Origin of the sequence: Solwaraspora sp. WMMB762 (genome assembly GCF_049179115.1) — a bacterium.
GTDB lineage: Bacteria > Actinomycetota > Actinomycetes > Mycobacteriales > Micromonosporaceae > Micromonospora_E.
The window spans coordinates 5,916,624-5,942,601 of the sequence record NZ_JBMHMD010000001.1; the positions used below are offsets into that span (position 1 = coordinate 5,916,624).

At 70.1% G+C, this 25,978-nt stretch carries 30 protein-coding genes; 9 read left to right on the top strand and 21 right to left on the bottom strand.

What is annotated here, in order from left to right; genetic code table 11:
• Positions 1-11: 11 nt before the first annotated feature.
• Positions 12-1,007, bottom strand: a complete 996-nt coding sequence (locus ACN27J_RS26535) for an enediyne biosynthesis protein (RefSeq protein ID WP_421370368.1) — start codon at positions 1,005-1,007, stop codon at positions 12-14.
• Entirely contained in the window at positions 1,004-2,911 is a 1,908-nt protein-coding gene (locus tag ACN27J_RS26540; protein WP_421372494.1) for a CRTAC1 family protein, read from the bottom strand. The genes ACN27J_RS26535 and ACN27J_RS26540 overlap by 4 nt, the downstream gene beginning before the upstream one ends.
• Positions 2,912-3,430: 519 nt before the next feature.
• Here ACN27J_RS26540 and ACN27J_RS26545 point away from each other — a divergent pair.
• Together ACN27J_RS26545 and ACN27J_RS26550 are read left to right on the top strand one after the other, a co-directional pair.
• On the top strand, positions 3,431-3,745 hold the full coding sequence (locus ACN27J_RS26545; protein ID WP_278174094.1) for a hypothetical protein: 315 nt from the start codon (positions 3,431-3,433) through the stop codon (positions 3,743-3,745).
• A 210-nt stretch (positions 3,746-3,955) separates the two neighbouring features.
• On the top strand, positions 3,956-5,509 hold the full coding sequence (locus ACN27J_RS26550) for an NAD(P)-binding domain-containing protein (RefSeq protein ID WP_421370370.1): 1,554 nt from the start codon (positions 3,956-3,958) through the stop codon (positions 5,507-5,509).
• A 49-nt stretch (positions 5,510-5,558) separates the two neighbouring features.
• Here the strand turns inward: ACN27J_RS26550 and ACN27J_RS26555 are convergent, their stop codons facing one another.
• From ACN27J_RS26555 to ACN27J_RS26565, 3 genes are all read right to left on the bottom strand, one after another.
• On the bottom strand, positions 5,559-6,158 hold the full coding sequence (locus ACN27J_RS26555; RefSeq protein WP_278174795.1) for a nitroreductase family protein: 600 nt from the start codon (positions 6,156-6,158) through the stop codon (positions 5,559-5,561).
• Positions 6,159-6,348: 190 nt separating this feature from the next.
• Positions 6,349-7,467, bottom strand: coding sequence for a carboxylate-amine ligase (locus ACN27J_RS26560; protein WP_421370372.1), 1,119 nt, complete (start codon positions 7,465-7,467; stop codon positions 6,349-6,351).
• Positions 7,468-7,526: 59 nt separating this feature from the next.
• The gene (locus ACN27J_RS26565) at positions 7,527-8,693 is read right to left on the bottom strand and encodes a M20/M25/M40 family metallo-hydrolase (protein WP_421370374.1); all 1,167 of its coding nucleotides are present in this window, start codon (positions 8,691-8,693) and stop codon (positions 7,527-7,529) included.
• Positions 8,694-8,896: 203 nt separating this feature from the next.
• Between ACN27J_RS26565 and ACN27J_RS26570 the strand changes: the two genes are divergently transcribed.
• Positions 8,897-9,442 (top strand): carboxymuconolactone decarboxylase family protein, encoded by a 546-nt coding sequence (locus ACN27J_RS26570; RefSeq protein WP_421370376.1) that lies wholly within the window; start codon positions 8,897-8,899, stop codon positions 9,440-9,442.
• A 41-nt stretch (positions 9,443-9,483) separates the two neighbouring features.
• On the opposite strand, the gene ACN27J_RS26575 is transcribed toward ACN27J_RS26570, so the two are convergent.
• On the bottom strand, positions 9,484-10,437 hold the full coding sequence (locus ACN27J_RS26575) for a hypothetical protein (protein WP_421370378.1): 954 nt from the start codon (positions 10,435-10,437) through the stop codon (positions 9,484-9,486).
• Between the two features lie 134 nt (positions 10,438-10,571).
• Between ACN27J_RS26575 and ACN27J_RS26580 the strand changes: the two genes are divergently transcribed.
• From ACN27J_RS26580 to ACN27J_RS26590, 3 genes are all read left to right on the top strand, one after another.
• Positions 10,572-11,417 carry a maleylpyruvate isomerase N-terminal domain-containing protein gene (locus ACN27J_RS26580; RefSeq protein WP_421370380.1) on the top strand — a complete coding sequence of 282 codons (846 nt, stop codon included), beginning with the start codon at positions 10,572-10,574 and terminating at the stop codon, positions 11,415-11,417.
• A gap of 153 nt (positions 11,418-11,570) precedes the next feature.
• A complete protein-coding gene (locus ACN27J_RS26585) occupies positions 11,571-12,830 on the top strand; it encodes an extracellular solute-binding protein (RefSeq protein WP_421370381.1) in 1,260 nt (419 codons plus the stop codon).
• Positions 12,831-12,872: 42 nt separating this feature from the next.
• A complete protein-coding gene (locus ACN27J_RS26590) occupies positions 12,873-13,208 on the top strand; it encodes a hypothetical protein (protein WP_421370383.1) in 336 nt (111 codons plus the stop codon).
• An 11-nt stretch (positions 13,209-13,219) separates the two neighbouring features.
• Here ACN27J_RS26590 and ACN27J_RS26595 read toward each other — a convergent pair whose 3' ends face one another.
• Positions 13,220-13,903: a DsbA family oxidoreductase gene (locus ACN27J_RS26595; protein ID WP_421370385.1), complete on the bottom strand. Its 684-nt coding sequence runs from the start codon at positions 13,901-13,903 to the stop codon at positions 13,220-13,222.
• A 346-nt stretch (positions 13,904-14,249) separates the two neighbouring features.
• Between ACN27J_RS26595 and ACN27J_RS26600 the strand changes: the two genes are divergently transcribed.
• Positions 14,250-14,951: a helix-turn-helix transcriptional regulator gene (locus ACN27J_RS26600; RefSeq protein ID WP_123603638.1), complete on the top strand. Its 702-nt coding sequence runs from the start codon at positions 14,250-14,252 to the stop codon at positions 14,949-14,951.
• Positions 14,952-14,979: 28 nt separating this feature from the next.
• Here ACN27J_RS26600 and ACN27J_RS26605 read toward each other — a convergent pair whose 3' ends face one another.
• From ACN27J_RS26605 to ACN27J_RS26645, 9 genes are all read right to left on the bottom strand, one after another.
• The gene (locus tag ACN27J_RS26605) at positions 14,980-15,252 is read right to left on the bottom strand and encodes a hypothetical protein (protein WP_421370387.1); all 273 of its coding nucleotides are present in this window, start codon (positions 15,250-15,252) and stop codon (positions 14,980-14,982) included.
• A 102-nt stretch (positions 15,253-15,354) separates the two neighbouring features.
• A complete protein-coding gene (locus tag ACN27J_RS26610; protein ID WP_421370389.1) occupies positions 15,355-15,867 on the bottom strand; it encodes a hypothetical protein in 513 nt (170 codons plus the stop codon).
• 92 nt (positions 15,868-15,959) lie between these two features.
• Positions 15,960-16,913 (bottom strand): hypothetical protein, encoded by a 954-nt coding sequence (locus ACN27J_RS26615; RefSeq protein WP_421370390.1) that lies wholly within the window; start codon positions 16,911-16,913, stop codon positions 15,960-15,962.
• Complete coding sequence (locus ACN27J_RS26620) at positions 16,910-17,296, bottom strand: hypothetical protein (protein WP_421370392.1); 387 nt, start codon at positions 17,294-17,296, stop codon at positions 16,910-16,912. The genes ACN27J_RS26615 and ACN27J_RS26620 overlap by 4 nt, the downstream gene beginning before the upstream one ends.
• 44 nt (positions 17,297-17,340) lie before the next feature.
• Positions 17,341-18,207 carry a hypothetical protein gene (locus ACN27J_RS26625; protein ID WP_421370394.1) on the bottom strand — a complete coding sequence of 289 codons (867 nt, stop codon included), beginning with the start codon at positions 18,205-18,207 and terminating at the stop codon, positions 17,341-17,343.
• Between the two features lie 162 nt (positions 18,208-18,369).
• A complete protein-coding gene (locus ACN27J_RS26630) occupies positions 18,370-19,398 on the bottom strand; it encodes a hypothetical protein (protein WP_421370395.1) in 1,029 nt (342 codons plus the stop codon).
• The gene (locus ACN27J_RS26635; protein WP_421370397.1) at positions 19,395-20,294 is read right to left on the bottom strand and encodes a hypothetical protein; all 900 of its coding nucleotides are present in this window, start codon (positions 20,292-20,294) and stop codon (positions 19,395-19,397) included. The genes ACN27J_RS26630 and ACN27J_RS26635 overlap by 4 nt, the downstream gene beginning before the upstream one ends.
• A 623-nt stretch (positions 20,295-20,917) precedes the next feature.
• Positions 20,918-21,169: a DUF397 domain-containing protein gene (locus tag ACN27J_RS26640; RefSeq protein WP_421370399.1), complete on the bottom strand. Its 252-nt coding sequence runs from the start codon at positions 21,167-21,169 to the stop codon at positions 20,918-20,920.
• Complete coding sequence (locus tag ACN27J_RS26645) at positions 21,166-21,945, bottom strand: helix-turn-helix domain-containing protein (protein WP_421372497.1); 780 nt, start codon at positions 21,943-21,945, stop codon at positions 21,166-21,168. Before ACN27J_RS26645 ends, ACN27J_RS26640 begins: the two co-directional genes overlap by 4 nt.
• Positions 21,946-22,070: 125 nt before the next feature.
• Here ACN27J_RS26645 and ACN27J_RS26650 point away from each other — a divergent pair, with 125 nt between their 5' ends.
• Positions 22,071-22,349: a hypothetical protein gene (locus ACN27J_RS26650; protein ID WP_421370401.1), complete on the top strand. Its 279-nt coding sequence runs from the start codon at positions 22,071-22,073 to the stop codon at positions 22,347-22,349.
• Positions 22,339-22,596 (top strand): hypothetical protein, encoded by a 258-nt coding sequence (locus ACN27J_RS26655; protein WP_148083556.1) that lies wholly within the window; start codon positions 22,339-22,341, stop codon positions 22,594-22,596. The genes ACN27J_RS26650 and ACN27J_RS26655 overlap by 11 nt, the downstream gene beginning before the upstream one ends.
• A 93-nt stretch (positions 22,597-22,689) precedes the next feature.
• On the opposite strand, the gene ACN27J_RS26660 is transcribed toward ACN27J_RS26655, so the two are convergent.
• The 5 genes from ACN27J_RS26660 to ACN27J_RS26680 form a co-directional block, all read right to left on the bottom strand.
• Complete coding sequence (locus ACN27J_RS26660; RefSeq protein WP_421370402.1) at positions 22,690-23,097, bottom strand: VOC family protein; 408 nt, start codon at positions 23,095-23,097, stop codon at positions 22,690-22,692.
• Positions 23,098-23,107: 10 nt separating this feature from the next.
• Positions 23,108-23,548 (bottom strand): helix-turn-helix transcriptional regulator, encoded by a 441-nt coding sequence (locus tag ACN27J_RS26665; protein WP_416615749.1) that lies wholly within the window; start codon positions 23,546-23,548, stop codon positions 23,108-23,110.
• Positions 23,549-23,605: 57 nt separating this feature from the next.
• Positions 23,606-24,241, bottom strand: coding sequence for a hypothetical protein (locus ACN27J_RS26670; protein ID WP_421370403.1), 636 nt, complete (start codon positions 24,239-24,241; stop codon positions 23,606-23,608).
• 70 nt (positions 24,242-24,311) lie between these two features.
• Complete coding sequence (locus tag ACN27J_RS26675; RefSeq protein ID WP_421370404.1) at positions 24,312-25,625, bottom strand: YcaO-like family protein; 1,314 nt, start codon at positions 25,623-25,625, stop codon at positions 24,312-24,314.
• A 93-nt stretch (positions 25,626-25,718) separates the two neighbouring features.
• Entirely contained in the window at positions 25,719-25,853 is a 135-nt protein-coding gene (locus ACN27J_RS26680) for a hypothetical protein (RefSeq protein WP_255500488.1), read from the bottom strand.
• Positions 25,854-25,978: the final 125 nt, after the last annotated feature.

Genomic DNA, 25,978 nt, shown 5'->3' on the forward strand with positions numbered 1-25,978 from the left:
GATACCTTTCCTCACGCCGCCGCGCCGGCCACCGGCGCGGGGGCGGGTGCCACCGCCGCCTGCTGCTGGGCGCGCTTGCGCAGGTGAACCATCCACCAGTAGATGCCGCGGGCGCCGCAGACCACGACGACGGCGAAGAACAGCGTGTAGACGACGTTGAACAGCATCAGTACGCCGTAGACCATGGCCACCGACGACCCGAACATGAACTGGTGGATCGGCTTGACCGGGGTGGTCCCCGGGTCGGTGATCATGTAGTTGGTGAACAGCACGAACGCCACCCCGGCCATCACGCCGAGCGCGGAGAACAGCGCCACGTCCCAGATCCAGTGCCGCAGCAGCGCCTGGATGGCGAAGCCGCCCAGCCAGCCGACGATCAATGCCACCTTGCGGGTCAGCATGGCGTTGATCACCGTACCGGCGGTGACGATGATGATCGGGATCATGATCCGGAAGAAGGTGTTGGCACCCTCGGTGAACTGGTACGGCGGGGCGATCGAGATCCACGAGCCGAAGCAGACCAGGGCCACGGTGATGCCCAGGTTGGACGGGTTCATGTAGTGCCGCATCCGGCCGTACACCGGGGCCTGGAAGACATACTTGCCGGTGACGCCGACGATCACCGCGAAGGCGATCGGCAGGAACATGTCGTTGGCGTACAGCAGCATGTTGCAGGCCAGCGCGGTGATGTGGGCGGGCAGCAGGAACTCGTACAGGCCGCGTCCGCCGCGCCCGGCGTACCGGGGTGCCCGCTGCTGCATCCGGGCGCTGAAGGTCTCGAAGACCAGGTCGGTGGCGTAGCCCACCAGCACCGCCAGGATCGGCCACAGCCACGGCTGCTCGAAGCCCAGGACGGTGTACCCGAGGATGTTGAACACGGTCATCGAGATGGCGAAGTTGCGCAGCGCCAGGTAGCGGCGGTCCGGCTCCTTCGCCGCCGGCGCTGGTGGGCCGGCGGGGGCCGTCGTCGTGCCGACGGTCTGTTGGCGTTCGGCGGTCGTGGTCATCGGTTCGGAACCTCCTGGACACGGTCGGTCAGCACGAGGGTGTGCGTGCCGGCCGACAGCTGCTGGGTGGTGCTGTGCAGATCGCCGTCGAGGTCGCGCCAGCGCAGGTCGACGGTGACCGGGCCGGTGGCGTCGCCGAGCCCGAGGTGGACCTCGAAGCTGCGCTTGCCGCCGTGGCCGCTGCCGCCGTCGAGCTGGGAGACCTGCCGGCGTCCGTCTGCGGTGGTGACCGTGACGGTGGCGCCGTAGGCCGGCGTACCGGGCAGGTCGGCGTCGGTGCCGTCCAGCGTCGGCCGGTACAGCCGCAGGTTGAGGTAGTCGCCGAGGTCCGGTGCCTCGTTGGTGTAGAACGCCGGGGCGGCCCACTGCCGGGCCACGGCCAGGTCGAGCGCGCCGGTCGCCCGGGTGTCGGCGGTGGCGATGCCGCGGGTCGGGATCGGCACGTCCAGGCCGAGCTGCTCGGTGATGTTGGTGAACTCGCCGCTGTCGGTCCGGGCGAAGAAGGCGAGCGGCTGGTCACCGGCGATGTCGTCGCCGGGCTGCATGTTCGGCCACATCGCCGGGTTGGACAGCAGGTTGTCGTTGGACATCGCCATCTCCTGCAGCCACGGCCACCGGTCGATGTCGCCCTTGACGAAGCCGAGCGTCTGCACGACCTCCAGGTCGCCGTCGTTGCGGAAGTCGGCGAACTTCACGTCCCAGCCCCAGCCGCTCCAGGCCATGCCGAGCGGCCGGGCCTGCTGGATGAACGGCGCGGTACCGGTGGAGAGGCTCTGCAGAGCCTCCTCCTCGGAGCCGGCCTGGTTCACCCAGACGAAGTTGCTCTCCTCCAGCCCCCAGGCGGTGGTGATGTTGGAGACCACCATGTCGAAGCTGCCGTTGGCGTTCAGGTCGCCGAAGTCGACGCCCATCCCCTTGAACGAGTCCTTGCCCAGTTGGAACGACTTCGGTGTACCGTGGCTGCGCTCGCCGTAGACCGCCTCGAACTTGATCCGACCGGGGCGGGAGACGTTGTGCAGCAGGGCGTCGAAGGTGAAGTCGTTCGCCACGTACATGTCCGGCAGGCCGCGACCGGTCAGGTCGGCAGAGCCGAGCGCCAGGGTCCAGCCGGTGCTCTTGGCGAACGGGACCGCGCCCCGCTCCGGCACGAACGTCACCGACGGCGTCTCGCCGGCGGTCGCCGCGTGCCAGCGCAGCACCTGCAGCCCGCCGCCGTTGGTGGCGGTGGAGAGTGAGTCGTTCATCTCGACGTTGTCCTGGCCGTCCGGGTCGAGCACGTCGGACTCGGGGAAGTAGTTGCCGATCACCACATCCGGCTTGCCGTCGCCGTCGAAGTCGTTGACCGTGGCGGCGTTGGTGTGCCACTTAGGACCGTGGTAGCGGCCGTCCGGCGAGTCCTGCGGCAGGATCTCCTGCCGGTGGTACGCCTCGTTGGCGGGCAGCTCGGTGCCGGCCTTGCGCAGGAACAGGATCGGCACCCGACCCCAGTAGGTCACCATGATGTCCATCCGGCCGTCCAGGTTGTAGTCACCCGGTACGCAGCCCATCGGTGCCATCGTGTGGTCGATCGGCAGCGGGGCCGGGTCGAGCAGGAACGGCTCGAACCGGTCGGCGGCCGGTGCGGTCGGCGCGTAGGTGACCACCACCTCGTTGGTCCGCACGTCGACGAAGCACAGGCTGTTGGCCACCCCGTGGCCGGTCAGGTCGTTGACGGCGATGCTCGCGCCCACCGAGGAGATCCAGGACCGGATCTTGTGGTACGACTCGTTGACCTCACGGATGTTCCGTTTAGGTAGTTGGTCGTAACCCTCCGGATAGTCGATCTCAAGCTCGGTGAACCGGTACTTTTGGGCAACCTCGTCAGCGCCGGCCACCGACACGCGAGCGTCGATGACGAAGAACATCACGGCGAGGAGTAAAATCGCCGCTATTCCGGGGCTGATCGAGCGCAGGCGTTGACCCAGCACGGTCTGGTCTCCTTACTGCGGGAACCATCGGCTGTTGTCCAGGCCGACGGAGTTGACAGGGCGGACGTCGTTGCCGCAACGCCGATCCGATGAATTTCCGGAAATGGCGTGCGGTGAACGGGAGCCCTTGTGGCTCCCGGCTCGCCGGGGATCCTCCTGAAGCCGAGGGTGGGTGGAGATGGGGAGGCCGCACGGCACGGTCGGCCACCGGGATCATCGTCCGACGGCCGTACGGCGGAGCGCTTCTTTCACATTGCCTCCGATGATTCGCTGCATTCCCGGGATCTGTCACAATCCGTCGCCGATCCGATCGGACGGAAAGACGGCAATATTGCGAAACCCTCGGCGGCGGGAGCTGGCTAGCCTGAGTGAGGTGTCGCATGACGCGTCATCCGGACACCGCGCACGTCGTATTGCGGTCGGCTGTCCGGCTCACCGCGCAGAGAAGGAGCCGTCGTGTCTGTCGAGGGATTCTGGAAGGTCGCCGTGGCCACCCCGCTGGGTACCCGGCACACCGTGCTCGAATTGTTCACCAAGGACGGTGCGCTGCAGGGGATCTCCCGTGGGGAGAAGGAGGAGTTGGTACTGCAGGACCTGCAGCTGGCCGGCGACCGGTTGTCCTGGTTCCAGTCGATCACCAAGCCGATCCGGATGAACCTGGTGTTCGACGTGGTCGTCGACGGTGACGAGATGTCCGGCACCGCGAAGGGCGGCCCGATGCCGCCGGCGAAGGTCAGTGGCCGGCGCGAACCGGCGACCCAGGCGGCCTGACCTCGGCCGCAGCGGCGATCCCGGGCGCCCGGCCCGTCCACCACGGCTGGGTATCCGGGTGCCCCGGGTCGTCCACCGTGGCCCGGCGACCGGGATCCCCGGCGGGGCCGCGCAACCGCCCCTCGGACGGTCGTCGATGATCCGTACGACCGATTGACTTATTCTCATTTATCATTAAAAGTCATGGATATTCCGACCGGGGAGAGATCCATGACCGACGCGTCGCCCGCGACCATCCACCATCGGTATCTGATCGTCGGCGCCGGCCCGGCCGGCTTGCAGCTCAGCTACTACCTGCAGCAGGCCGGCAGCGACTACCTCACGCTGGAGCGGTCCGACGCTCCCGGGGAGTTCTTCCGGCGGTTCCCCAGACACCGCGGCCTGATCTCGCTGAACAAGGTGCACACCGTCAGCACCGACCCGGAGATCCGACTCCGCTGGGACTGGAACTCGCTGCTGCACGAGCCGTTCGAGCTGCCCTTCTCCGACTACAGCCGGGAGTACTACCCGAGCGCCGACGACCTGGTCCGCTACCTGGCCGACTTCGCCCGGCACCACCGGCTGGCCATCCGGTACGGGGTCGGCGTCGACCGGGTCGAGAAGACCGACAAGGGCTTCCTGGTGTTTGCCGGCGACCAGACGTACAGCTGCGAGTGCCTGGTCGTGGCCACCGGCTGGGGCCGACCGAACATCCCCGACGTGCCCGGCATCGAACACGCGGTCGGCTACGAGGCGATGAGCACCGACGCGGCGGACTACGCCGGCCACCGGGTGCTGATCCTCGGCAAGGGCAACTCCGCGTTCGAGACCGCCTCGGCGATCCTCGGCCACGCCGCCATGGTGCACCTGGCCAGCCCGCGGCCGATGCGGCTGGCCTGGAACACCAAACACCCCGGGGACGTACGCGGCCACCACGGCGCGGTGCTGGACAGTTACCAGTTCAAGACCCTGCACTCGGTGCTGGACTGCGTCATCGACGAGATCCGCCCGGTCGGCGACCGGTACGAGGTGCACCTCACCTACACCCACGCCGACGGCGAGACCGCGGTGATGGAGTACGAATCGGTGCTGCGCTGCACCGGCTTCGCCATGGACACCTCGATCTTCGGTGACAGCGCGCGGCCGAAGCTGGTCCCCAGTGGCCGGATGCCGGCCACCGACCCGGACTGGCAGTCGGTCGACGTCGACGGGCTCTACTTCGCAGGCACCCTGGCCCAGGACCGCGACTTCAAGAAGGCCTCCTCGGCGTTCATCGACGGGTTCCGGTACAACCTGCGGACCCTGACCGCGTTGCTGCGCGAGCGGTACGAGGCGGCGCCGCTTGACTTCGACAAGGTCTCCGCCGACGCCGACTCGTTGACCCGGGCGGTGCTCGACCGGGTCAACTGGAGCTCGGCGCTGTGGACCCAGTTCGAGTTCCTGGTCGACGCCCTGGTCGTCGACCAGGCCACCGGTCACGTCCGGCACTACCACGACCTGCCGGAGGACTACGCGGTACGCCGATTCGGCAGCGAGAGCCACTACTACACGTTCGGGCTGCGGTGGGGGCGGGACGACTACCCGGACGTCTTCTCGATCGAACGCCATCCGCAGCCCGACCGGGCGTCGGAGAGCGCCTTCATCCACCCGGTGGTGCGCCGCTACCGGGGCGGTGAACTCGTCGAGGAGCTGCACCTGCTGGAGGACCTGCTGGCCGAGTGGCGTCGACCGGACCGGCACGTCCAGCCGCTTCTCCGGTTCTTCGCCGCCGACCTGCACCGCTGACACCAGGGAAGCTGCCATCCCGCCACCAGGGAGCCGGCGTCGCTGCCGGCTACCGGTGGACCAGGACCTCGGACAGCGGCTTGCGGGTCAGCTGCGGCACGGTCACCCCGGCCGCCGGGTAGCCGACCGGCATCACCACGCAGGCCCGTTCCTCGGCGGGGCGGTCGCAGATCTCGTTGAGGAACTTCATCGGGCTGGGCGTGTGGGTGAGGGTGGCCAACCCGGCCAGGTGCAGCGCGGTGATCAGCACCCCGGTGGCGATGCCGACCGACTCCTTGACGTAGTACGGCTTGGGTGAGTTGGGGCCCCGGTGCACCTCGAACACCACGATGACCACCGGGGCGGTCTCCAGGAACGGCTTCTGCCAGTCGGTGCCCATCGGGGCCACCGCCCGCAGCCACTCGGCGGACGCCCGCCGGGTATAGAACTCCAGCTCCTCCGCCTCGGCGGCCTGACGTAGCCGGCGTTTGCGCTGCGGGTCGGTGACCACGACGAACCGCCACGGCTGCAGGTTCGCCCCGCTGGGCGAGCAGGCCGCCGCGCGTACCGCCTCCTCGATGACCTCAAGCGGCACCGGGTCGGGCGCGAAGTGCCGCACCGAACGGCGGCTGGCCATCTGGTCGGCGAACCGGCGGGCGGTGGAACCCATCGCGGCCGGGTCGAGCCGGTCGAGATGGAACGGGACCGTCGCGACGTTCTGCACGGGGACCTCCAGGGCCGGTCGGGCTGTCCTTCAAGGATCACCCACCGTGGGCCCCGATAGTTGCCACCGATTGCCGTTGTCGCTGCCGCCGTCGCTGCCGCCGTCGCTGTCGCCGGCCCGGTCGCGCGTGCGTGCGTCAGCTGGACGTGCGCTCGGCGAGGTAGTCGACCACGGCGGCCAGCCCGCCCGGTCGTTGCGCGGCCAGCCGCTGCCGTCGCGCGCCGGTGCCGTCGGCCAGCAGCCGGTCCACCCCGTCGACCACCATCCGGTGGGCGCGTTGGGCCCGTAGCTGGCCCTCCACCGCCGCGACCAGGTCACCGACCAGGTCGGCGGCCGGCCGGAGCCGGCCGGTGGCCGGATCCAGGCCGGCGCCGTCCAACCCGTCGCGCGCCGCCCGCCAGTACGCCACCCGCAGCAGCTCGTCCGGTACGTCGGGCGCGGGCACACCCTGCTCGACCAGCGCCGACAGCCGGGTCACCAGGGCGCGGACCACGGCCGCGTACAGCGCGGTCTCCTCGACGGTGAGCGCGGCGTCGGCGACCCGGACCTCCACGGTCGGGCTGTGCTCGGACGGGCGGACGTCCCAGAAGATCGTGCCCCGGTCGACCAACGCACCGGCGGCCAGCAGCGAGTCGACCACCCGGTCGTAGTGCGCGGCCGAGTCGAACCGGGGCGGCGGACCGGCCACCGGCCAACGCGGCCAGGTCATCGTCCGCCAGCTGGCGTAGCCGGAGTCCCGGTTGTCCCAGAACGGCGAGTTCGCCGTGAGGGTCAGCAGCACCGGCAGGTACGGCCGCAGATGGTTGCCGACCTGCACCGCCCGTTCCCGGTCGGGCATCTCCACGTGCACATGCAGCGCGCAGATAGCCAGTTCGTCGTGCAGGCCGCGGAACGTCTCGATGCCCCGGTCCTGCCGTGGCCCGGTGGTGATCGGCGGCGGCACCGGCCCGGCGACGGCGGCCGAGCCGGTGGCCACCAGCCGCAGTCCGCGCTCCCGGGCGCACCCGCCAGCGACCTTGCGGGCCTCGGCCAGCTGCGCCGCCAGCTCGGTGTGCCCGACGCACGGCTCGGTACGGGTCTCCACCTGCAGCGGGGTGATCTCGCCGGCCACCCGTCCGGGCAACCGGGACGCGGCGCCGGCGACGACCTCGGCGGCGCGCGGCACCGGAGCCCGGGTGACCGGGTCGACGACGAGGAACTCCTCTTCCACCCCGAACCGCGGGGCGATGTCCGGCTGGCGGTTGGTCGGACTCATGGCGGCGGAGACCTCCACGGCTGGCTCGACGTCGGCCGCGATCCCGGGCCGTCCGGAGCCTAACCGGTCGGCGCGTGGTCCCGCGCCGTCGAGAGTGCACTAAGCCGATGATCGTCCAGAATGTCGATCATCATGGCAGCCAGCAATGCCGTCCTGTCCGACATCTGTGACAGGTCCGCCCATTCGCTACGGGCGTGCGACCCGCCGCCGACCACCCCCAGTCCGTCCAGCGTAGGTATGCCCATCGAGCCGGTGAAGTTCGCGTCGGACGCGCCCGGCGCGCGTACCCCGACCAATGGCGGCAGCCCCATCCGCCGGCCGACCCGCTGGGCCACCTCCAGCAGCGGCACCGCCACCGACTCGGGCAGCGGGTACCGGTTCACCCCGCCGTCGACGTCGAGCGTGGCCTCGGCCAGCCGCGCCGGCAACGCCCGGATCATCCGGTCCACCCGGTGCAGTTCGTCGCGGGTCCAGGCCCGTACGTCGACACTGAACTCGGCGGACTCCGGCACCTGGTTGGTCATCGCGCCGCCGTGCAGCACGGTGGGTGTGACCGTGGTGCCGTCGGCGGCCAACGACCGTACCGCGAGCACCTGGTGGGCCAGCTCGACCGCCGCGTTGACCCCGCGGTGCGGCTCCACGCCCGCGTGCGCGGCCCGGCCACGGACGGTGATCCGGTAGACGGAGCCGCCCTTGCGGGCGACCTTGAGCCCACCGTCCTCGCTGCTCGGCTCGCCGACGAGCACCGCTCCGGACCGGCCGGCCTGCTGCTCGATCAGCTGCCGGGAGGTCGGCGACCCGCTCTCCTCGTCGCAGGTCAGCAGCAGCCCGACCCGGGACGGATCGGGCAGCAGCGCGAGCGCGCCGAGCAGCTGCACGATCCCGCCCTTCATGTCGCACACGCCCGGCCCGGTGGCGATCGGGCCGGACACGGTGAACGGCCAGTCGGTGACGGTGCCCGCCGGCCAGACCGTGTCGTAGTGGCCGAGCAGCAGGATCCGCTGATCGACCGCCGGCCAGAGCAGATGCGGCAGTCCGTCGCGGACGATCCGGCGGGCCGGTCGGCCGAGCACCTCGCTGCCCCAGGTGTCGAGCAGGTCGGCGCAGTCACGCAGCAGCCGTACCGCGCCGGGCGGGGACTCGGCGGCCACCAGTGTGCCGAGTCGCCGTACCATTTCCGTCGCCTGGTCCCCCGCAGCGCGTCGGAGCTTGTCCAAGTCAGCCATGCGGCGATCGTGGCACCGGCTGATGGCCGGCGTCATCCGCCAGCGTGCCCACCTCGTCGCTGTCCGTGCCCAAGTTGGATGGTGTGGCCGCCGGGCGACAGTCGGGGCACTTTGGAAGAACCTCGTCGGTCGAAGTTGCGGCATCATCCCGTTGGGACCGTGCCGCCGACCGACGGCGGACGACCGCCTCAGGAGGCCGCCGGATGGCACATATCGATCTTGGTCTGGACGAGACGGAACACCCGGGGATCACCGGCCTGTTCCGGTACCGGCCGGAGACCGCCGCCCCGCTCGGCGCGCTCGCCGAGGTGCTGCTGCACGCGCCGCACCCGACACTGAGCCCGGGCGAGCGTGAGCTGATCGCCGCGTACGTGTCGCAGCGCAACGAATGCTCGTTCTGCTCCGCCTCGCATTCGGCGTTCGCCGCCGCGCAACTCGACGGTGGGATGCCCGTGGTGCAGGCGGTGCAGGCGGACGTCGACGGCGCCGCCGTCACGCCGAAGCTGCGCGCGCTGCTGAAGATCGCCGGAGCCGTCGCGCGTGGCGGCCGGCAGGTCGACGCCGCGCTGGTCGACGCCGCCCGGGCGGCCGGCGCCACCGACCTGGAGGTCCACGACACGGTGCTGATCGCGGCGGCGTTCTGCATGTTCAACCGCTACGTGGACGGACTCGGTACGGTGCTGCCGGCCGACCCGGGGGTCTACGCCGAGCGGGCAAAGCAGGTGGTCGCCAACGGATACGGCGGTTGACCCTGCGCACACGTCAACCGGTCACCGCGGCCGCAGGCAGGTCAGCGGCTGTTGTACGGCATGGTGGGGAACCAGCCGTAGTCGAACATCGCCGGCAGCCGCACGTCCCAGTAGACGACCATGAAGACACCGAGCGCGATCAGCAGCCCGCCGGTGACCGCGGCGGTGCGGGCCGGATCGGTGGCCAGCCAACGGATCAGCCCGCCCCGGGTGACCACGACCAGCAGCGCGAACACCGCCGACACGATGACGATGTTGCCCAGCGACTGCAGAACGAACGCACCGGCTCCGTACAGCGGGTTGCCGCTGTCGACCGCCCAGATGAACAGCTTGTTGAACAGCGGGTACGGCCGGCCGATCAGGAACCCGCCGACGAGCGCGCCCAGGGTGACCACCCGGGCCACCGGGCGGCGGGCGAACGGGTCCGGCAGTACGCCGAGCGCCGCCAGCCCGAGGTAGGCGAAGGCGAGCCCGATCAGCCCGAAGACCACCATCGACTGGACCAGGCGTACCGGCAGCCCGCCGACCGAGCCGGTGGACAGCTGCGGCAGCCGGTCGCCGATCAGCACGCCGACGAAGCCGTACGCCCCGGCGACAGCGACCATGCCGAGGGTGAGCCAGCCGATCGGCCGCAGCAGGCTGCGCAGGCCGGCCCGGGTGGCCGCGCTGCCGCTGGCCTGGCTCATCGGCCCGATCGACGCGGCCATCGCGACGTTGCAGGCGGTGAAGGTGCCGGCCAGCCCGGTGACGAACGCGAACACCAGACCGGCGACGGTGCCGCCGATCGCGGTCGCCTTGGCGTCGTGGCCGAGCAGCGCGTTCGCGACGTTGTCACCGATCACGTGGTCGACGAACTCGTACGACCAGAGCACCGCGAGCAGCACCCCGGCAGCGGCGCCGATCAGCGCGATCCGGGTCCGGGAGGCCGCGGCCGGATAGCCGGACGCCGGTTGGATGGTCTGGGGCTGTGGAGATCCACTCCTGGATATAGTCATGCGTTGATCATTTGTGCGGCGGGAGGTGGTGTCCTCTCAGATCTTGCCCCACTGCCGTGCCGGTCGATGCGGATGACGCCCAAGACGGCAATCCACGACAACTTCGCGACAGCGGGGAAACCCAGAATGAAGTCATGTCGGTCACCTCGGATCAGTGGCGGTGCGCCGCCACCTCCGCCCCGGACGTGTCGCGACGGCTGCTCACCCTGGTGGACGGACTGCCGGCCGACCATCCGGTGACCGCCGACTGGAGCCTCGCCGACACGATGGCGCATCTGGCCACCATCACCGCGATGGACATCGCGCTGATCACCGGCGGCGTCCCGAACCTGCCGGTGCCCGAGATCAACGAGCTGCGGGCGACGACGACGGTCGACACCGTCGCCGAGATGAACCGGCGGGTGCTGGCACAGTTCACCGAGCGCGACGTGCCGGCGTTGTCGGCCCGGTTGCGCGCCGACGTCGCGGAGCTGACCCGGCTGGCCGACACGGCCGACCCGGATCACGAGGTGAGCTGGCTCGGCGCCGCGCAGCTGCCGGTCGCCGGCCTTTACTCCCATCTGCTCAACGAGATGAACATCCACGCCTGGGACATCGCCCGGTCGGTCGGCGGACGCTGGCACACCGACCCGCACCAGGCGGCGCTGTTCGTCGACGTTTTCCTGGCCGGAGTCACCCGCTGCGGCTACGGCCGGCTACTCGACCACGACCGGCCGGTCCGCGCCGGGCGGATCTCGGTGACCTTCCACCCGCGTACCGGTGGCCCGACCACCCTGGCCCTGGTCGACGGCCGGGTACTGCTGGAGCCGGTCGACCCGAGGCCGGACGTGCGGCTGCGCTACGACCCGGCGACGTTCAACCTGATGCTGTTCGGCCGGGTGGGTCGGCTGCGGGCGGCGCTCGGCCGCAAGGTGGCGGTCGGCGGTCGGCGGCCGTGGCTGCTGCCCACGTTCATGTCGACGATGCGACTGCCGTCCTGACGTCAATCAGTCCTGACGCGGATCCGTCGCAGTCGTCCTGACTGCGCCACGTAACGGGCTTGACGCAGACGCGTAGTGTGACGTACACAACCATCGCTGTTTGTCGATCATGGTGGGAGTCACCGTGATCGGCGGCGGAGGGAGTGTACGCCCATGTCGGACCAGGCGCCGTACAGCCGGCGCTCATTTCTCAGTGGAGTGATCGCCACCGGGACCCTGGCGGCGGTCGCCACCTACGCGGCCCCCGGTGGCCGACTGCAGTCCCGGGTCGAGCTGCGGCTGTCCACCGGCGCGGATCCGACCGGAGCCCGGGACCTGCTGGTGAGCATGTGGAACGAGACGAACCCACATACCATCGTGCGGGTCGACCCGATCGGCAGCGGCTCCGGCGACGAACGCCGGATCATGCTGGAGAAGGCCGCCGCCGGCGAGGCCGACCTGCTCAATCTCGACATCGTCGACGTGCCCGAGTTCGCCACCAAGGGCCTGATCGAGAAGATCCCGCCGACCGGCGGGCGGCAGCTCATCGCCCCCCTCGATCAGGTCAGCCGGGTGCCCGACGAACCCGGCGCGTACTGGGCCGCACCGTTCAACACCGACGTCGGCATGCTGTTCACCCGGCTCGACGGTGAGTCCACCGAGGCGCCGCCGCGGCGGCTGCCCGACCTGCTCGCCACGATCCCGGACGGGTCGCAGCAGTTCGTCGGACAGCTGCGCCCCAGCGTATCGGCGTTCTACGAGGCGTTCGTGGTCAACGTCCTGGAACACGCCGTCGCCGAACGGCCGGCCGTGCTGAAACCACTGGGCACGCCCGGTGCCGAACGGCCCGCCGACCGGATCTCCACCGACGTCGAGCTGTGGAGAACCGCGCTGCAGCCGCTGAAGGACGCGATCGACGCCGGGAAGGTGCTGACGTCCGGCGGCGAGCCCGAGTCACTCGAGGCGTTCGCCGCCGCCGACTCCACGATCCGGTACCTGCGCAGCTGGCCGGTCGAGTACCGCAAGCTGCAACTGGCCGGCAACCGGGACGTGGCGACCGGACGGATCCGGGTCGACCCGCTCAGCCAGGGCATCCTCGGCGGGCAGAGCCTGGCCGTCGTCGCCGGTTCGCGCTACGTCGACCGCGCCCTGGCGTTCATCTCGTTCGTCACCAGCGAAGGGGCCCAGAAGATCCTCGCCTCGCACGGCATCGCGCCGACCGCGATCGGCGCGTACAACGACCCGAACCTGCGGGCCTCGATCCCGCACCTGGTCAGAGTGCGCGAGGCGGTGGAGAACTCGCTGCCCCGGCCGGTGCACCCCGGTTACCGGCGGTTCTCCGACGTGGTCAAGGAGCATGTCGAACGGTTTCTCTACGAGGACCAGGACCTGTCGCCACAGTTCACCACGGAGATGGCCGGTGCGCTGGCCTGACCCCGGTGCCGGTGCCGGCGGCACGGTCCGGAGAGGTACGTCGTGCAGATAGAACCATGGCACGTCCCGCTGCTGGTGATGGCGGGCATCATCGTGCTCGAACTACTCGCCGTCCTGGTGCTCCGCGACGCCGGACCGGCGGTACGGCAGTTCCTACGCACCGCCGGCCTCGGCACGCTCGCCCTGGTGCTGCTGGTCGTTGTCGTGGTCAGCATCGGCCCGTCGCTGGCCGACCAGCTGGCCAGCGTCGCCGCCGCGATCGCCGGTATCGCCGCACTGTGGCTGACCTACCGGTCACACCGGCCGTCGGCGGAACGCGACGGCGGCGGCCGACGATCCGCCGGGGAGGACGGCCGCGACCGCCAACAGGCGAGCTGACCGCCCGTGCACTACACCGCCGCGCGGTAAGCGGTGCGCAGTGCGGACGCGAACGTCTCGACCGGCTGCGCCCCGGAGATTCCCCACCGGTCGTTCAGCACGAAGAACGGCACCCCGGTGGCGCCCAGCCGGCGGGCGGCCCGGGCGTCGGCGGCGACCTCGGCGGCGTACCCGTCGCCGTGGACCACCTGCTCGGCGGCGGCCCGGTCCAGGCCGACCTCGACGGCGAGCCGGACCAGGGTCTGCGGGTCGTCCAGCACGGCGGCTTCGGCCAGGTGCGCCCGCATCAGCCGCTCGTGCAGCGGCCCGCCGAGCCCGTTCGCCGAGGCGAACTGGTTCAACCGGTGCGCGTCGAAGGTGTTCACCGAGACCGCGCGGTCCAGTGCGTAGGTCAGGCCCTCGGCGGCGGCCAACTCGCTGACCCGCTGGGTCATCGCCCGGACCTGGGCCGGTGACCCGCCGGTCCGGCGGGCCAGCATCTCGGGCACCGGCAGCGGCTCCCCGTGCGTGGGGTCCAGCTGGAAGCTGCGCCAGCGCACCTGCACCCGGTCGGCGTGCGGGAACTGCTCCAACGCGGTGTGCAGCCGTCGCTTGCCGATGTAGCACCACGGGCAGATCACGTCGGACCACACGTCGACCCGGACCAGGGGGGTGGCGGCGGCGTCGGCCCGGCCGCCGGTCGTTGTGGTCGTCATCGTCACCTTCCAGGCCCGGGTTGGTCCCGCCGAGGCTAACCGGGTGCTGCGTCGCCGCCGGGGGCAACGTGCGAGACACCCTCGTCGGTGACACCCTTCGGGACACATTTCCGGGGTACTGCCCAGTAACAGGTGGAGCGGCCGGCGCTCGGCTGACACGATGACGGCGCGTCAGGTGGGTGCGCGTTGACCGACTGAGCCATGTGCAGCGAGTAGTTTCTCGACTGCGGTGCGCGATAACCGGGCCTGAAGTGGGAACAACCGGGCCCAAGCAAGCAACAACCGGGTCGAAGCAAGCAGAAAATGGACTGCCGAATGAGCAGTCGAGCCAGGCAACGTACCTTTTGTGGAGACTGCCAGCATCACCAGCGTTGCCCGTACGGAACCCGGCCTGGCAGCCGGCGCCGACCCCGACCTGATCGGCGGGCTCCGGCTCCGGCCCGACGCCCGGGCCCTGCAGCTCGACCGGTACGGCCGGGTGGTGCGCGTCTCGGCCGGCCTGACCCGGTGGATCGGCTGGTCGGGCGCGCAGCTCGCCGGACGCCCGTTCGAGCTGGTGCTGCACCCGGACCGGCGGGCCTGGTTCCGCCACCGGTTCAGCATCCTGCTGACCGACGCGTACCCGCACTTCGTCGGACTGGCCGAGGTGACCACCACCGACGGTCGCCTCGCCTCCAGCCACATCACCGCCGTGGCGGTACGCGGGACGGAGCCGCCGGCCGACTCGGTGCTGGTGCTGCTCACCCCGGAGAACCGGGTACGCCGCCCGCAGCTGACCGAGGTCGGTGCCCGGGTGCTGGAAGGGCTGGCCGGCGGCGCCTCGACCGCCGAGCTGGCGGCCAGCCTGCACCTGAGCCGCAAGGGCGTCGAGTACCACGTGACCGCGCTGCTGCGCCAGGCGCGGGTGACCAACCGGACCGCGTTGGTCGCCTGGGCGTACCACTGCGGGGTCCTGGTGCCCGGCAGTTGGCCACCCCGGCTGGCACCCGAGGCCCGGGAGCAGGTCCGGCCGCGCGCCCGGACCTCAGCCGCCGCCCAGCACGCGTAGGCCGGCAGCGCCGACGGTCGGGCCCGGCTCAGCGGCGGCCCGGCGGTGCCAGCGGCGAATAGCGGATCCGCGGCCCCGACGGCTGCCTCGCTTGGGTCTGGCTCGGGTGGCGGGCGGCCCGGTGCCGCATCAGCAACCAGACGCCGAGACCGCCCAGCAAGGCTCCCATCAGGACCGCCAGCACCAGCCGCACCGTGCCGCCGAAGACGATCTGCCCGAGCGCCGCCCCGACGATCCACCGGGCGACCCACGCGCCGACCGTCGACTCCGTGACCGAACTGGTGTCCGCTGCAACCGGCATGACCGCCTCCCCTGACCACGGTATCGATCCTTGGCGTTCCCGTGCGGGGCCAGCGGAAACCATGTCGGCAACTTGACGGCGGTCACACCCCTGCCGGCCGGACTATCCGGCCGTACCGTAGATGGTGTCCTTCAAGGAACGGACCTGGGCAAACTGGTCGCGGATCAGCGCGGTGGCGGCCTGCTGCACGCGTACGGAGAATTCGTCCTCCCGGAACCGGCGCAGGCTGCCCGGCACGATCCGCACCGTCCAGTCCCGCATACCGCGGACCTCGATCTGCACCGAACCGTCGTCGGACCGGCCCTCGGCGACGATCCCGCCCCGGGCCGCCTGGTAGTCGACGTCGCGCGGCCCGACCGGCGGCTCCTCCCCGGACACCGGCGTGTCGAGCGCCTCGCTGACCGCCGCCCAGTACGCCCTCATCCTGCCCGCCCACAACAGCCGGCCCAGCCCGGCAAGTTGCTGCTCGACATAGCGTTCGTCCAGCCACTGGTAGCGGCCGGCGGCGAAGGTGACCCGTACGCAGTCGCGGCCGCGCAGCTCACCGGAGATTGCGCCACCCGGCGCGACCGCCGTCACGTGCATGTTGTCGAGCCGGTCTGCCAGCAGTCCCACGATCCGTTCCCCAGTCATTGTCGTCGTCGAAGTGGGTGTGTGGAGAGTCGTTGCGGATGGTCGATCTGAACGGCCGAGGTGGGCGGTCGCCGTCAGGTCGAGTAGCCCATGAACAGTGGCCCGGTCACGTCAGACTGGGTCGCGTCGGCCAGCGCCGGCCGTTTCGCTACGAAGCTGTCCCGCTGCTGCGCCACGGCCTGGCAGCAGCTGGTGAGCGCGTCGGCGATCTTCTGCTCCTGCTCGGCGATGTAGCCGTGCAGCAGGCGGATGGCGTCGCGCATCGAGTCGACGACCGCCGGCGCCGTCTCACCCTGGAACCGGACCGCCGGCGGGTCGTCGGGCACCCCGGCAGCCGCCACCTGCGACGAGGCCCCGACAGCGGTCAACCCCAGCGAGAGCCCGAAGCTGACCGGGGCGAGCGCCACACCGGCCACCGCCGCCACTGACGACACCACGGTGAAGGTCATCACCCACTCGTTCTTGCCGCAGTCGTCCATCCGGTCCAGCGCGGTGATCGTGTCGTGGGCGATCTTGTCGATGTCGTCGCGCGCCCGGACCCAGATCTCCCGCTCCGCGTCCAGCGCCGCCCTGAGGACCGCGATCCCCATGAACTGGTTGTAGACGATCGACGGGAACGGGGAGATGAAGTTGCTCTTGAACTCCATCGCGGCCCGACCCGTCCAGCTCTCGATGTGGCTCTCCGCGTCAAGCATCTCGTCGAGCCGGGGGTTCGCCGGATAGATGTTGCCACTGATCGGATCCTCCGACACCGATCCCGATGACAGTTCCTCGATGGAGCGTCTGAGCTCGTTGAGCCGACCGTCGAACGCTGCCGGGTCAGGCATCTCGGCGAACGCCTGAAACAGCTCCGGAACGTCGCCGAACATCTGCTCGATCCGATGGCGGGTCTCCTGCTCGCCGTGCCGCGGTGCCGGTTGCGGTTCACCGGCCGGGGCCGCCGGGCGTGCCCCGGACTCGGTCAGCGCCTTCAACGTCGCCTGTTGCTGGATCTCGTACGCGTGCTGCATCAGGTTGTCGAAGCTCATCCGATGTCGGCCCTCGGCTCGCCGTTGACCTCCAGCAACCGGGCGAACTCACTGGCCGCCTCGTAGTCGGCACGGGCGTACTCGACGGTGGCGACGCAGAGCGCGTCCGCCGTCGCCTCGATGTTGTCGGCCGTGTCGTGGCAGATCTTCGCCAGGATGTCGTGCAGTTCGACCCACGGTTGGTACGCCGGACCGTACGGCACCCCGGGCAGATTGCCTGAGCGGACGAACGCCCCGGCGACGCCGACGGCGGCAGCATCGAGGGCGTCACCAGCCGTCGAGTAGACCGCCGCCACGGTGGGGAGATTGTCCCGGCCGGCACGCCAGAGCCCGTACAGGTCCGCGCCCAACCTGGTGCCGCAGTTGGGCTCACTGTTCGTCACGTGATCCTCCATCCGCCCGTCGAGTGGCCGACCCTGCCAGCCGGTTAGTTGAAGGGAGCTGTCGTCGCCCACCCCGGCGAACTGGGCGCGGGGCCGAAGTCGCAGTAGGGGTAGCTCTCGGTCCGGGAGTCGTCGAATTGCGCCGGTATGCTGCGGATGACGTCGGTCAGCTGCTCTGCCTGGTCCGGGTCGCATCGGCGGGAGCCCTTGTCGCCGTCGATGCTGCCGCCGACGATCTGGCCGGTGGCGTCCCGGAAGATGGTGCCGACGCCCCGGGTGAACAGGCCGGTGCAGTACGGCGACGCCATCCGGTAGTACACGATCCCACTGTGCGACTCCGCGTCGACGATGGTGGTGCGGTCGTGTGTGGTGGTGACCCCGGCGACCTCGTCCGGCCGGTGCTCGACCCAGGTGGTGGCACCGAGCGTGGTGTCCACCTCGACCCGGTCGGCGGCGTCGGCCGCCTCGTCGACGTACACGGCGGTGCCGACGCCGGACCGGGCACCGGGCAGCAGCAACGGCACCTCCAGCAGCACCGTCCCGCCGCCGTCTCCGACCACGACGGTGTCGCCGGCGCCGTCGCGCACGTCGAAAGAGACCCGGGTGCGGTAGGCGACGTACCCGCTGGTGTTCTCGACGATCACCCCGATGCTCGCGGTCGCCGAGCCGGGTCGACGCACCGGCGGGACGATCGTCACGCCGGATTCGACGACCCGCAGCCCGCCGCCGTCTGGTGCCTCGGCGGACGGGCCGGCGGTGCCGGTGAGCGGGCGGTCGGGTGCCTCGATACAGGAGGCTGCCGGGTCGGGCTCCAAGTCGGGCGAGCAGGCGGCGGTGACAGCGGCAGCCGCGACCAGGACGACGGCGAGCGCCGCCGGCACGGTTGGCCGAAGCCGGATCGATGCGGGCATGGCGCGCCTGTTCCCCACTCTTGAGCCGATGGACTGCCGCGGTTACTCCAACGTACTACATGGACACATTCCGTACGTGGTGCAGGGAGGTTGCGGTGACTCTAGGTGAGGATGATCAGTCTGCTGAGCTCCTGTCGCCAATCCGTCACTTTCCGGTACGGCTCAGTCGGCGAGCACCTGCTGGCCTTGCCGCAGCGCGGCGGCCATCGCGTCCCGGTAGCCGGACAGTTCGGCACCGTGCCGGTCGACCGCGGCGTCCAGCGCCTTCTCCCACGCCAGCCGCTGCGCCTCACGCAGGCCGGTCCGGTCGGCACACCCGGCGTCCGCGACGGCCAGCGCGATCTCCTTCTCCTGGGCCACCTCGGCCGGCCACGGGCCGTCCTCCGGCACCCGGCCGCCGGGCCGCTCACCGACCGGGTGGTGGAAGTACTGGGCGAAGCGCCGGGCGTCCGCCGGGTCGAGCAGCTGCGGCTGGCCGGCCTGCTGGAGGCAGTCCGACCAGGCGGCCGTCGCCGAGGCCACCGTCGGATCGGCGGCGTACCCGGCGCGGGCCGCCTCGTCGATCGCGGTCACCGGGCTCGGCGGCGCGGCGACCTCGCCGTACACAGCGGATCTGGCCTCGCCGACGCAGCCACCGAGCGTCGAGTTGCCGGCGTCGTCGGTGAGGGTCTCGCCGTCCGCTGCACCGGTCAGCGCCTCCAGGTAGCGGCGCTCCTCGGCCGGTGACGGCCAGGTGAACCGTTCAGTGGTGGCGCCGGCATCGGCTTCGGCGTCGGCCTGGTTGGCGGTTTCGGCTGCGCGGATGCCGTACCCGTTCGCTGTTGCCTCATCCAGCATCGGTGACTGCTGCGGTGGTACGACCGCCGGCCCGGGAAGCCCGGCCGGGAGCTGCGCGGGAAACCGGTCGATGCCGGCATCGCGCAGACACGCTTCGGTGAGCCGGCCGACGACGGCACGTACCTGCGGGTCCATCGCCAGCGTGGCGGCGAGCAGCGGATGCTGGCCCGACACCGGATCGGATCCGGCGGGCTGCCCGCCCGAACCGGCCGGCGGCTCGGCTGCCTCGTCGGATGTCGACGGTTCCGGTGAGCAGGCCGCCAGCATCGCCAGTACGCCGACCATCGCGGCGGTGGGCAGCAGCTTGTCGAGGCGTTCGTGGTGCAGCATGTTCAGACCGTCTCCGTTGATCATTGTTGCGGGTCGTCAGGGGGCGCGCAGTGCTGGTAAACCTCGGTCCGAGTGTCGGCCGCGGCCGGCGGCAGACTGCTCGGCAGCAGCGTCGACCCGGGGTGCCGGCCGGGCAGGCAGGCGGACGGCGAGACGGTGGGGTCGAAGCCCCCGCCGACCACCGTGCCGGCCTCGTCGCGGAACACCGCGCTGGTGCCGACTGAGGTCCACTTTTGGCAGTACGGTGAGTGGACCTCGTAGGTGACCGTAGCGTCAATCTGGTCCGTACCGTGCCGCCGGGTCTCCAGATGCCGGGTGGTGATTCCGCCGGCAGTGGTTGCCGCAGCGTCTACGGCCGCGTCCCGGGTCGCATCTGGCGTGTTTGCCGTCGCCGTCGCCGTCGCCGTCGCCGTCGCGGTCCAGGTCGCGCCGGAGACGGTGGCGTTCACCCGGGCGACCTCGACCCGCTGGCCGTCCTCGGACCGGATCCAGAACTGGCCGCCCACGCCGACACGTTCGCCGGGGAGGATGACCGGGATCTCCCGGGGCTGGTCGAGGATCGTGGTGAGGACTGCGGACTCACCCGCACTGTCGAGGACGTTGAAGGTCACCAGGGCACGATGCGCGGTATACGTGCTCGTGTTGGCGACGACGGCGCCGATGCTGACCATGGAGTTGCGGGTGATCGGTGCCGAGCTGCTGCCGAGCTGGGTGAAGCCGGACTCGACCACGTCGAGCCCGTTGCCGTCCGGCGGGACAGTCGCTGTCGCTTCCTCTGCCGCCGATGGTGTCGCTCGATCCGGCGGTCCGACGCACGGCGCGGTGGGGGTCGCGGTCGCGTCCGGCTGACCCCGCATCTGCAGGGCGACCGCCGCGCCGGCGGTCACCACCGCGGCGAATACCACTACGGACAGAGGCATGAGGATCTTTCGCCTTAGTCGGCTGGGATCAGGGGCATCCACGGTCGGTGTGGCCATGAAGCGTACTCCCACTTTCCAATGCGGACTGAAGGCGGCTCTGCCACGGTACAGCCTGGCAACCGTCGATGCCGACCGCAGCGCGGCCGGCTGCTCGCCGCCGGTCGCAGGTGCGGGTGGGCGGCGTGCCGCTCGTCATGGCTCCCGGGGCAGAGTGTCACCACAGGCTTGATGCCACAGGTGCATCAAGATGCACCTGTGGCATCAAGACCGAAGGGGCACACCAGCCCGCCGGTCGGTAACGCTGCGTACAAGTTTCGGGCGGGCCGGGGTGGTCCGTCGGTCAGCTGACCCCGTACGCCACCGGCCCACGAGCCGTGTCTCAGCTGCGAGCGCCAGCATGGCGTGGAGCTCTCCGTGTACGACCTCGCCCTTCACCGACGCGAGAAGTCGGTCTCCATTGGGGGCGGGCGGCTGCTGTTAGTGCCGGACGACGCGCACCTATGGACAGCGATATCCGGCCCCAGATCCAATCAAGTCATAGTGGCTCAACCGTGAGCGCCGGTCGCCTCGCCAGCGGTGGGCTGGCGAGGCGACCGGCTGCGGGAATAGCAGCAGGGGGTCAGTCAGCGGGCGGGGGTGTGGGTGAGGAAGGTGGTCCAGGCGGTGGGGGAGAAGGTGAGGGTGCCGCCGTCCCGGTCCTTCGAGTCGCGGACCAGGACCCGGCCGGGCAGGTTGCCGGCCACCTCGACGCAGTCGCCCCCTGTGTCACCGGAACGGCTGGACTTGCGCCACGCGGCGGCGACCTCGACACAGTTGCCGCCGGTGTCGCCAGAACGGCTGGACTTGCGCCACTGCAGACCGTCAGGAGTCGTCATGGCGTCAGCCTATATTTGGCGATGATGCGCAGCGATGCGCTCGTGGAGGCGGCATCGCCGAGCAGGCAGTCCCATTTGCGGTTGAGCAGGGTGACCGTCTCCTCGTCGTCGGCGACATGGCCCTTGGCGACGTCCTCCAGGTATGCAGCCGGATCCACGTCTGGCAGCGCGGCCATTATGAATCCACCGAGTAGTCCGACGTGTGCGCCGACCTCGGTCGGAAGGATATGGATCCGCACGTTTGGCAGCTTGGCGACTTCCTGGATGTGCTGGAGTTGCCGGTCGAGGATGGCGTGGTCGCCGATCGGTCTGCTCAGGATCGACTCGTCGAGGATGAAGATGCACTCGGGCGGGTTGTCGCGGGTTAGCAACTCCTGCCGCTCCATCCGGACCCGGACCAGTTCCTCCACCTTGGCCGGCGTGTGTAGCCCGCCAGCGGAGATGACGGCTCGGGCGTACTCCTCGGTTTGTAGCAGACCTGGGATGAGCGCGAGCTGGTATGAGCGGAGGCGGGTGGCCTCGGACTCGATCTTGCGCCAGGCAAGGAACCAGGCGGGGGTGCGTTGGCGTTCGGCGCGGTCCAGCAGTTCGGTCAGCAGGCCGCCAGTGGCCAGCACCTCGTCAACCTCTTCAGCAAACTTGAAGGTCGGCTTGCGTCGGCCCGTCTCGATCGCGGCAATCGTCGACGCGCTCCAATTGATCTTCTCGGCGAGCCCGTCCTGGCTTACTCCGGCGGCGACCCGCGCTGCTTTGAGCGCGCGTATCCACATGATCATGTCCACCGCTTACCCCTCCGTACGTGAGTGATTTCACGGGTATGCCGCTCCATCCTTACGGGAGAGTGCCGGTGGAGTCCAGAGTGTTCGCAAGAGAAGTTTCCGAGGATCAGCGGAGGGCAGAAATGAGTGTCCTGGTACCAGGTTCCCAATCGCCGGCCATCCCCGAGTTGAGCGAGGAGCAGACCCGTGACGTCGCCATCCGGTACGCGACGAGCGTCGTCACCGACCACTGGCCCTCGGTGGAGTGGGCCGGCTGCCCGGTCTGCCTGACCGACGGATGCCGCCCGATGGACACCGCGCTGCAATTTCTACGCGTGGAAGACTTCAGGGCGTACGAGCGGTTCGCCGAACTGTTGCTGCGCGCTGGCCAGCCGGTGGAAATGATCAACAATGAGAAATGACCCGCTGGTCAAAGTCGGCGACACGGTTTCGCTGAATACCGGCGACTACTGCTACGGCCTCGGTCGGCTCGTGCTGCGGGTCACCCGGGTCGACGACGGGGCGCAGCATCCGGGGATCGAATGGGTCCATCTGGTCGGGGTCGAGGTCGTCGGCGGCGAGGACCAACGCTTCCGCTCGATCGTCGTACGGGCGGACGCGCTGCGCCGCCCCGGCGCGGTGACCCGTCCGGCCCGTCGCCGCCCGTGAACTCGTCGAGTGGAGGGCTGGGGTACGTAATTCTCGACAAGTTAGGTACCCCAGCCCTCCACTCGACGTGCCGGTGGCGCAGCGGCGGTGCGACTACGCGGACAGTCCCTGCGAGAAGCGGATGTTGTTGCCGGACGGGTCGCGGACACCGCAGTCGCGTACCCCGTACGGCTGGTCGATGGGCTCCTGTATGACCTCCGCCCCGGCGGCCCGGACCCGCTCGAACGTCGCGTCCACGTCGTCGACCAGGAAGATCAGCCCGCTGAGCGAGCCCTTGGCGAACAGCAGCTCCAGGGTCTCCTGGTCGGCGGCGCGACCCATCGCGGCGACTTCGAGCACGATCTCGACGTCCGGCTGTCCGGGCGGGCCGACGGTCAGCCAGCGGAAGCCCTCGAACGGCATGTCGGTACGGACCTCCAGGCCGAGCACGTCGCGGTAGAACTTCAGCGCCTCGTCCTGGTCGCGGACGAGCAGGAACGTGTGGGAAAGCTTGATTGTCATGCCAGCGACGCTACGCCGGCCGGCTGACCTGGGCTTCTCCAAACCGACTTGATACCCCGGCCGGGCGGGTTGGGCGGGTGACGGCTTTGACGTAGCAGGCCGGGATGGCCGCGCCGGCCGCATGTGACCTGGCCCGGTACGCGCTGGGCGTCTCACCGACCAGCTCGGTGAAGCGGGAGCTGAACGAGCCGAGCGAGGTGAACCCGACCGCCATGCAGACGTCGGTGACGCTCAGGTCGCCACGGCGCAGCAGCGCCTTGGCCCGCTCGACCCGCCGGGTGGACAGGTAGCCGTACGGACTTTCTCCGTAGGCGGCCCGGAACAGCCGGGTGAAGTGCGACGGCGACATGTACGCGGCCCGCGCCATCGCCGGCACGTCCAAGGGGCGGGCGTACTCTCGGTCGAGCAGGTCCCGGGCGCGGCGCAGTCGGACGGCTTCCTCGACGTTCACCCGGTCAGGGTGTCATGCCCCACCGACGGACTCCCCGGTTTTAACCTCTCGCCGGGGTCAGCCCGGCTCGGTGACGTCGGGTCGACGAAGGCTCCGGGAGCGGGCGGCGCGCCACCCTGGGCCGACGACAGCCACCAGGCCGATGGCGCCGACGCCACCGAGCCACGCTGTGGTGATCGTTCGTGCCGCGTCCCGCCCGGGGATACAGGAGGTGGTCAGCGGCTCTCGCTGACCGAGCGGGTCGATGTCGACCTCGACCTTCGTGCCGACCGGCTCGGCCGGCCCACAGAACGGGACCCAGCCGAGATCGTCGCTGCCGACGGACAGTTGGTAGCTGGGGCGGCACAGTTCGGTGCCCGGCACGCACCCGTCACGGACATCGGTGACCTCGGCGGTGACCTGTTCGCCGTACGGCGAAAGGTTGCCTTCGCCGTAGGCGCCGGCGAAGGCGAGACTGAGCGCTCCGACCGTGATCCCCAGCAGTGTGCGTCCGGTGATGACGACCGTCGTCAGCCGGCTGGCCCGGTTACCGGAAGCTGCGCGAGCGGGCCAGATGGCGGCGACCACGTAGGCAGCTGCAGCTGCCCACAGCACCAGGACGGCCGTGACGAAGGTGAGTCCCGGTTCCTGGCTCAACAGGAAGCCGCTGAGCAGAGTCAGCAGTACCGCTGCGCCGAGCCACAGCATCGCCATGCTGCCGATTGTCCGCGCGGCCGGGCCCGCCGCGCCAGGGCAGCCGGCCCAGCGCAATGATCAACGTCAGCTATCTGACATCGTGCACGGATTCAGGCCGTACTCCGTTGTTCTTGACCGCCATGCCGCGCTTTCCCGGCACCACCACCTGTCCGTCGGTGACGAGCATGAACCGCTCTAGGCCGGGGACGAAGATGTTGACCACGGCCAGGTTGCCGGTGACGTAGTGGTCACGCTGCAGCGGCGTGAAGCCGCGTCTGGCGAGGGTATCGACGAGCTCGTCGAAATGGCCGGCGGCAGTGTCCGGCGCTTCCGTCTCCGCGTACGGCACCAGGGTGGCGTCGGCGAGCCGGCTGCTGAAGTCGCTTCGGTAACAGGCCTGGAGCGCGGGGTAGGGCGTCGTCCAGTCGTGCCGGACGGGCGTCATGGCCGCGAACGCGGAGTGGATGGTCCCGAGCGAGGACGCCAGCTGGACCTGGACCAGCTCGCTCACCGCACGGGCGATCGCATAGTGGCGGGAGAGCGAGGCGCCGCAGCCGCGGATCCGGGCCGGTTCGCCGCCGGGCGTGGGAAGGTAGGCGAAGATCGCCGGCACGCCCAGATCGGTGGTCATGTCGATCAGGTACAGCCGCTGGCCGGTGATGGTCTCCGCCGCCGACACCAGGGCTGCGAGGTCGTCCGGCAACGTGCTCGCCTCAATGAGGACCAGCGGTGACCTCCGCCGTCCCAGGAACTGGTCGATCAGCAGGAGGGAGAGCGCATCCCGCTCGATGGTCTCGTTGAGTGCGTGGACCGCCGCCTCGACCGGGTCGGTGCCCGCTGCCCAGCCGTTGTTGCAGGAGTAACGGCTCACCCCGGTGTAGTCGAAGTGGTCACCCAGACTGTCCCGCAGCGGGTCGGCTTCCTCGTCGAGGTAGTCCGGCACGGAAAGGAACAGCGGCACGTCAATCTCGGCGCCGCTGGTCACCACTCGGAAGGGTAGGCACCCCATCGGCCCGTCGGGCAGCTCCCCGAGCAGGCCGAGCGCAACGTCCTGGCTGAGCGTCACGTCGCGGGAGATCTCCCCCGCGCGGCGCAGCGTCGTCCCGCCGCCAGCGAGGCCCCGCAGCCCACTGAGGTGGTGCTCCAGCGCCTCGAAGATCGCGCCGACCTGGGCCGCCGCCGAATTTCCCTTGCCGAGTCCCAGTCCGCTGGGCACTGGGTCGTCGCCACGCCACAACGTCGCGGTCCAGACTGCCGGATCGCCGTCGAGCACCGCCGTGCAGTCCACCCGGAGATCGAGCTCGGCCGCCGCCGCCAAACCCCGCAGGTGTGCCTCGGACAAGCTCAGCGTCCGCTCACCGTCCTGGACCACCGAGCCGGCCGCAAGATCCGTTCCCGACATCACTGCACCTCCGAGTCACTCCACCTGAGACTTGACGCACTGCAGGACCGGGTGGGCCGGGCGGGCGAGCCGCCCGGCCCCTGTGACGTCGACTCAGCCGGCGGACTCGGCCGCCGCCACCTCGGAGTCCTGGTCACGCTCGGCCAGCTCGTCGAGGACCAGCTGCTCGGTCTCGGCGAGTTCCGGCTTGTCCTGCTGGGCCCGGTAGATCGCGTCGTGCAGTCCCATGTGCTTCCTCCTTCATCGAGAGGTGCCTTGGATCGATCTTCGGGTACGCCGATAGACACCGGATACGCGATTTGATATATCCGCACTCAGGCAGGCACCGCTGTCGATCGATGCCGCCGTCATCC

Bases quoted from the DNA above. Each gene is read 5' to 3' on its own strand.
- ACN27J_RS26580 (WP_421370380.1), top strand. From the start codon at position 10,572: ATGTCGGTCACCTCGGATCAGTGGCGGTGCGCCGCCACCTCCGCCCCG.
- ACN27J_RS26630 (WP_421370395.1), bottom strand. From the start codon at position 19,398: ATGATCAACGGAGACGGTCTGAACATGCTGCACCACGAACGCCTCGAC.
- ACN27J_RS26540 (WP_421372494.1), bottom strand. From the start codon at position 2,911: ATGTTCTTCGTCATCGACGCTCGCGTGTCGGTGGCCGGCGCTGACGAG.
- ACN27J_RS26635 (WP_421370397.1), bottom strand. From the start codon at position 20,294: ATGCCTCTGTCCGTAGTGGTATTCGCCGCGGTGGTGACCGCCGGCGCG.
- ACN27J_RS26605 (WP_421370387.1), bottom strand. From the start codon at position 15,252: ATGCCGGTTGCAGCGGACACCAGTTCGGTCACGGAGTCGACGGTCGGC.
- ACN27J_RS26650 (WP_421370401.1), top strand. From the start codon at position 22,071: ATGAGTGTCCTGGTACCAGGTTCCCAATCGCCGGCCATCCCCGAGTTG.
- ACN27J_RS26625 (WP_421370394.1), bottom strand. From the start codon at position 18,207: ATGCCCGCATCGATCCGGCTTCGGCCAACCGTGCCGGCGGCGCTCGCC.
- ACN27J_RS26595 (WP_421370385.1), bottom strand. From the start codon at position 13,903: ATGACGACCACAACGACCGGCGGCCGGGCCGACGCCGCCGCCACCCCC.
- ACN27J_RS26555 (WP_278174795.1), bottom strand. From the start codon at position 6,158: ATGGGTTCCACCGCCCGCCGGTTCGCCGACCAGATGGCCAGCCGCCGT.
- ACN27J_RS26680 (WP_255500488.1), bottom strand. From the start codon at position 25,853: ATGGGACTGCACGACGCGATCTACCGGGCCCAGCAGGACAAGCCGGAA.
- ACN27J_RS26640 (WP_421370399.1), bottom strand. From the start codon at position 21,169: ATGACGACTCCTGACGGTCTGCAGTGGCGCAAGTCCAGCCGTTCTGGC.
- ACN27J_RS26575 (WP_421370378.1), bottom strand. From the start codon at position 10,437: ATGACTATATCCAGGAGTGGATCTCCACAGCCCCAGACCATCCAACCG.
- ACN27J_RS26615 (WP_421370390.1), bottom strand. From the start codon at position 16,913: ATGAGCTTCGACAACCTGATGCAGCACGCGTACGAGATCCAGCAACAG.
- ACN27J_RS26660 (WP_421370402.1), bottom strand. From the start codon at position 23,097: ATGACAATCAAGCTTTCCCACACGTTCCTGCTCGTCCGCGACCAGGAC.
- ACN27J_RS26585 (WP_421370381.1), top strand. From the start codon at position 11,571: ATGTCGGACCAGGCGCCGTACAGCCGGCGCTCATTTCTCAGTGGAGTG.
- ACN27J_RS26675 (WP_421370404.1), bottom strand. From the start codon at position 25,625: ATGTCGGGAACGGATCTTGCGGCCGGCTCGGTGGTCCAGGACGGTGAG.
- ACN27J_RS26645 (WP_421372497.1), bottom strand. From the start codon at position 21,945: ATGATCATGTGGATACGCGCGCTCAAAGCAGCGCGGGTCGCCGCCGGA.
- ACN27J_RS26655 (WP_148083556.1), top strand. From the start codon at position 22,339: ATGAGAAATGACCCGCTGGTCAAAGTCGGCGACACGGTTTCGCTGAAT.
- ACN27J_RS26560 (WP_421370372.1), bottom strand. From the start codon at position 7,467: ATGAGTCCGACCAACCGCCAGCCGGACATCGCCCCGCGGTTCGGGGTG.
- ACN27J_RS26550 (WP_421370370.1), top strand. From the start codon at position 3,956: ATGACCGACGCGTCGCCCGCGACCATCCACCATCGGTATCTGATCGTC.
- ACN27J_RS26670 (WP_421370403.1), bottom strand. From the start codon at position 24,241: ATGGCGATGCTGTGGCTCGGCGCAGCGGTACTGCTGACTCTGCTCAGC.
- ACN27J_RS26565 (WP_421370374.1), bottom strand. From the start codon at position 8,693: ATGGCTGACTTGGACAAGCTCCGACGCGCTGCGGGGGACCAGGCGACG.
- ACN27J_RS26570 (WP_421370376.1), top strand. From the start codon at position 8,897: ATGGCACATATCGATCTTGGTCTGGACGAGACGGAACACCCGGGGATC.
- ACN27J_RS26535 (WP_421370368.1), bottom strand. From the start codon at position 1,007: ATGACCACGACCGCCGAACGCCAACAGACCGTCGGCACGACGACGGCC.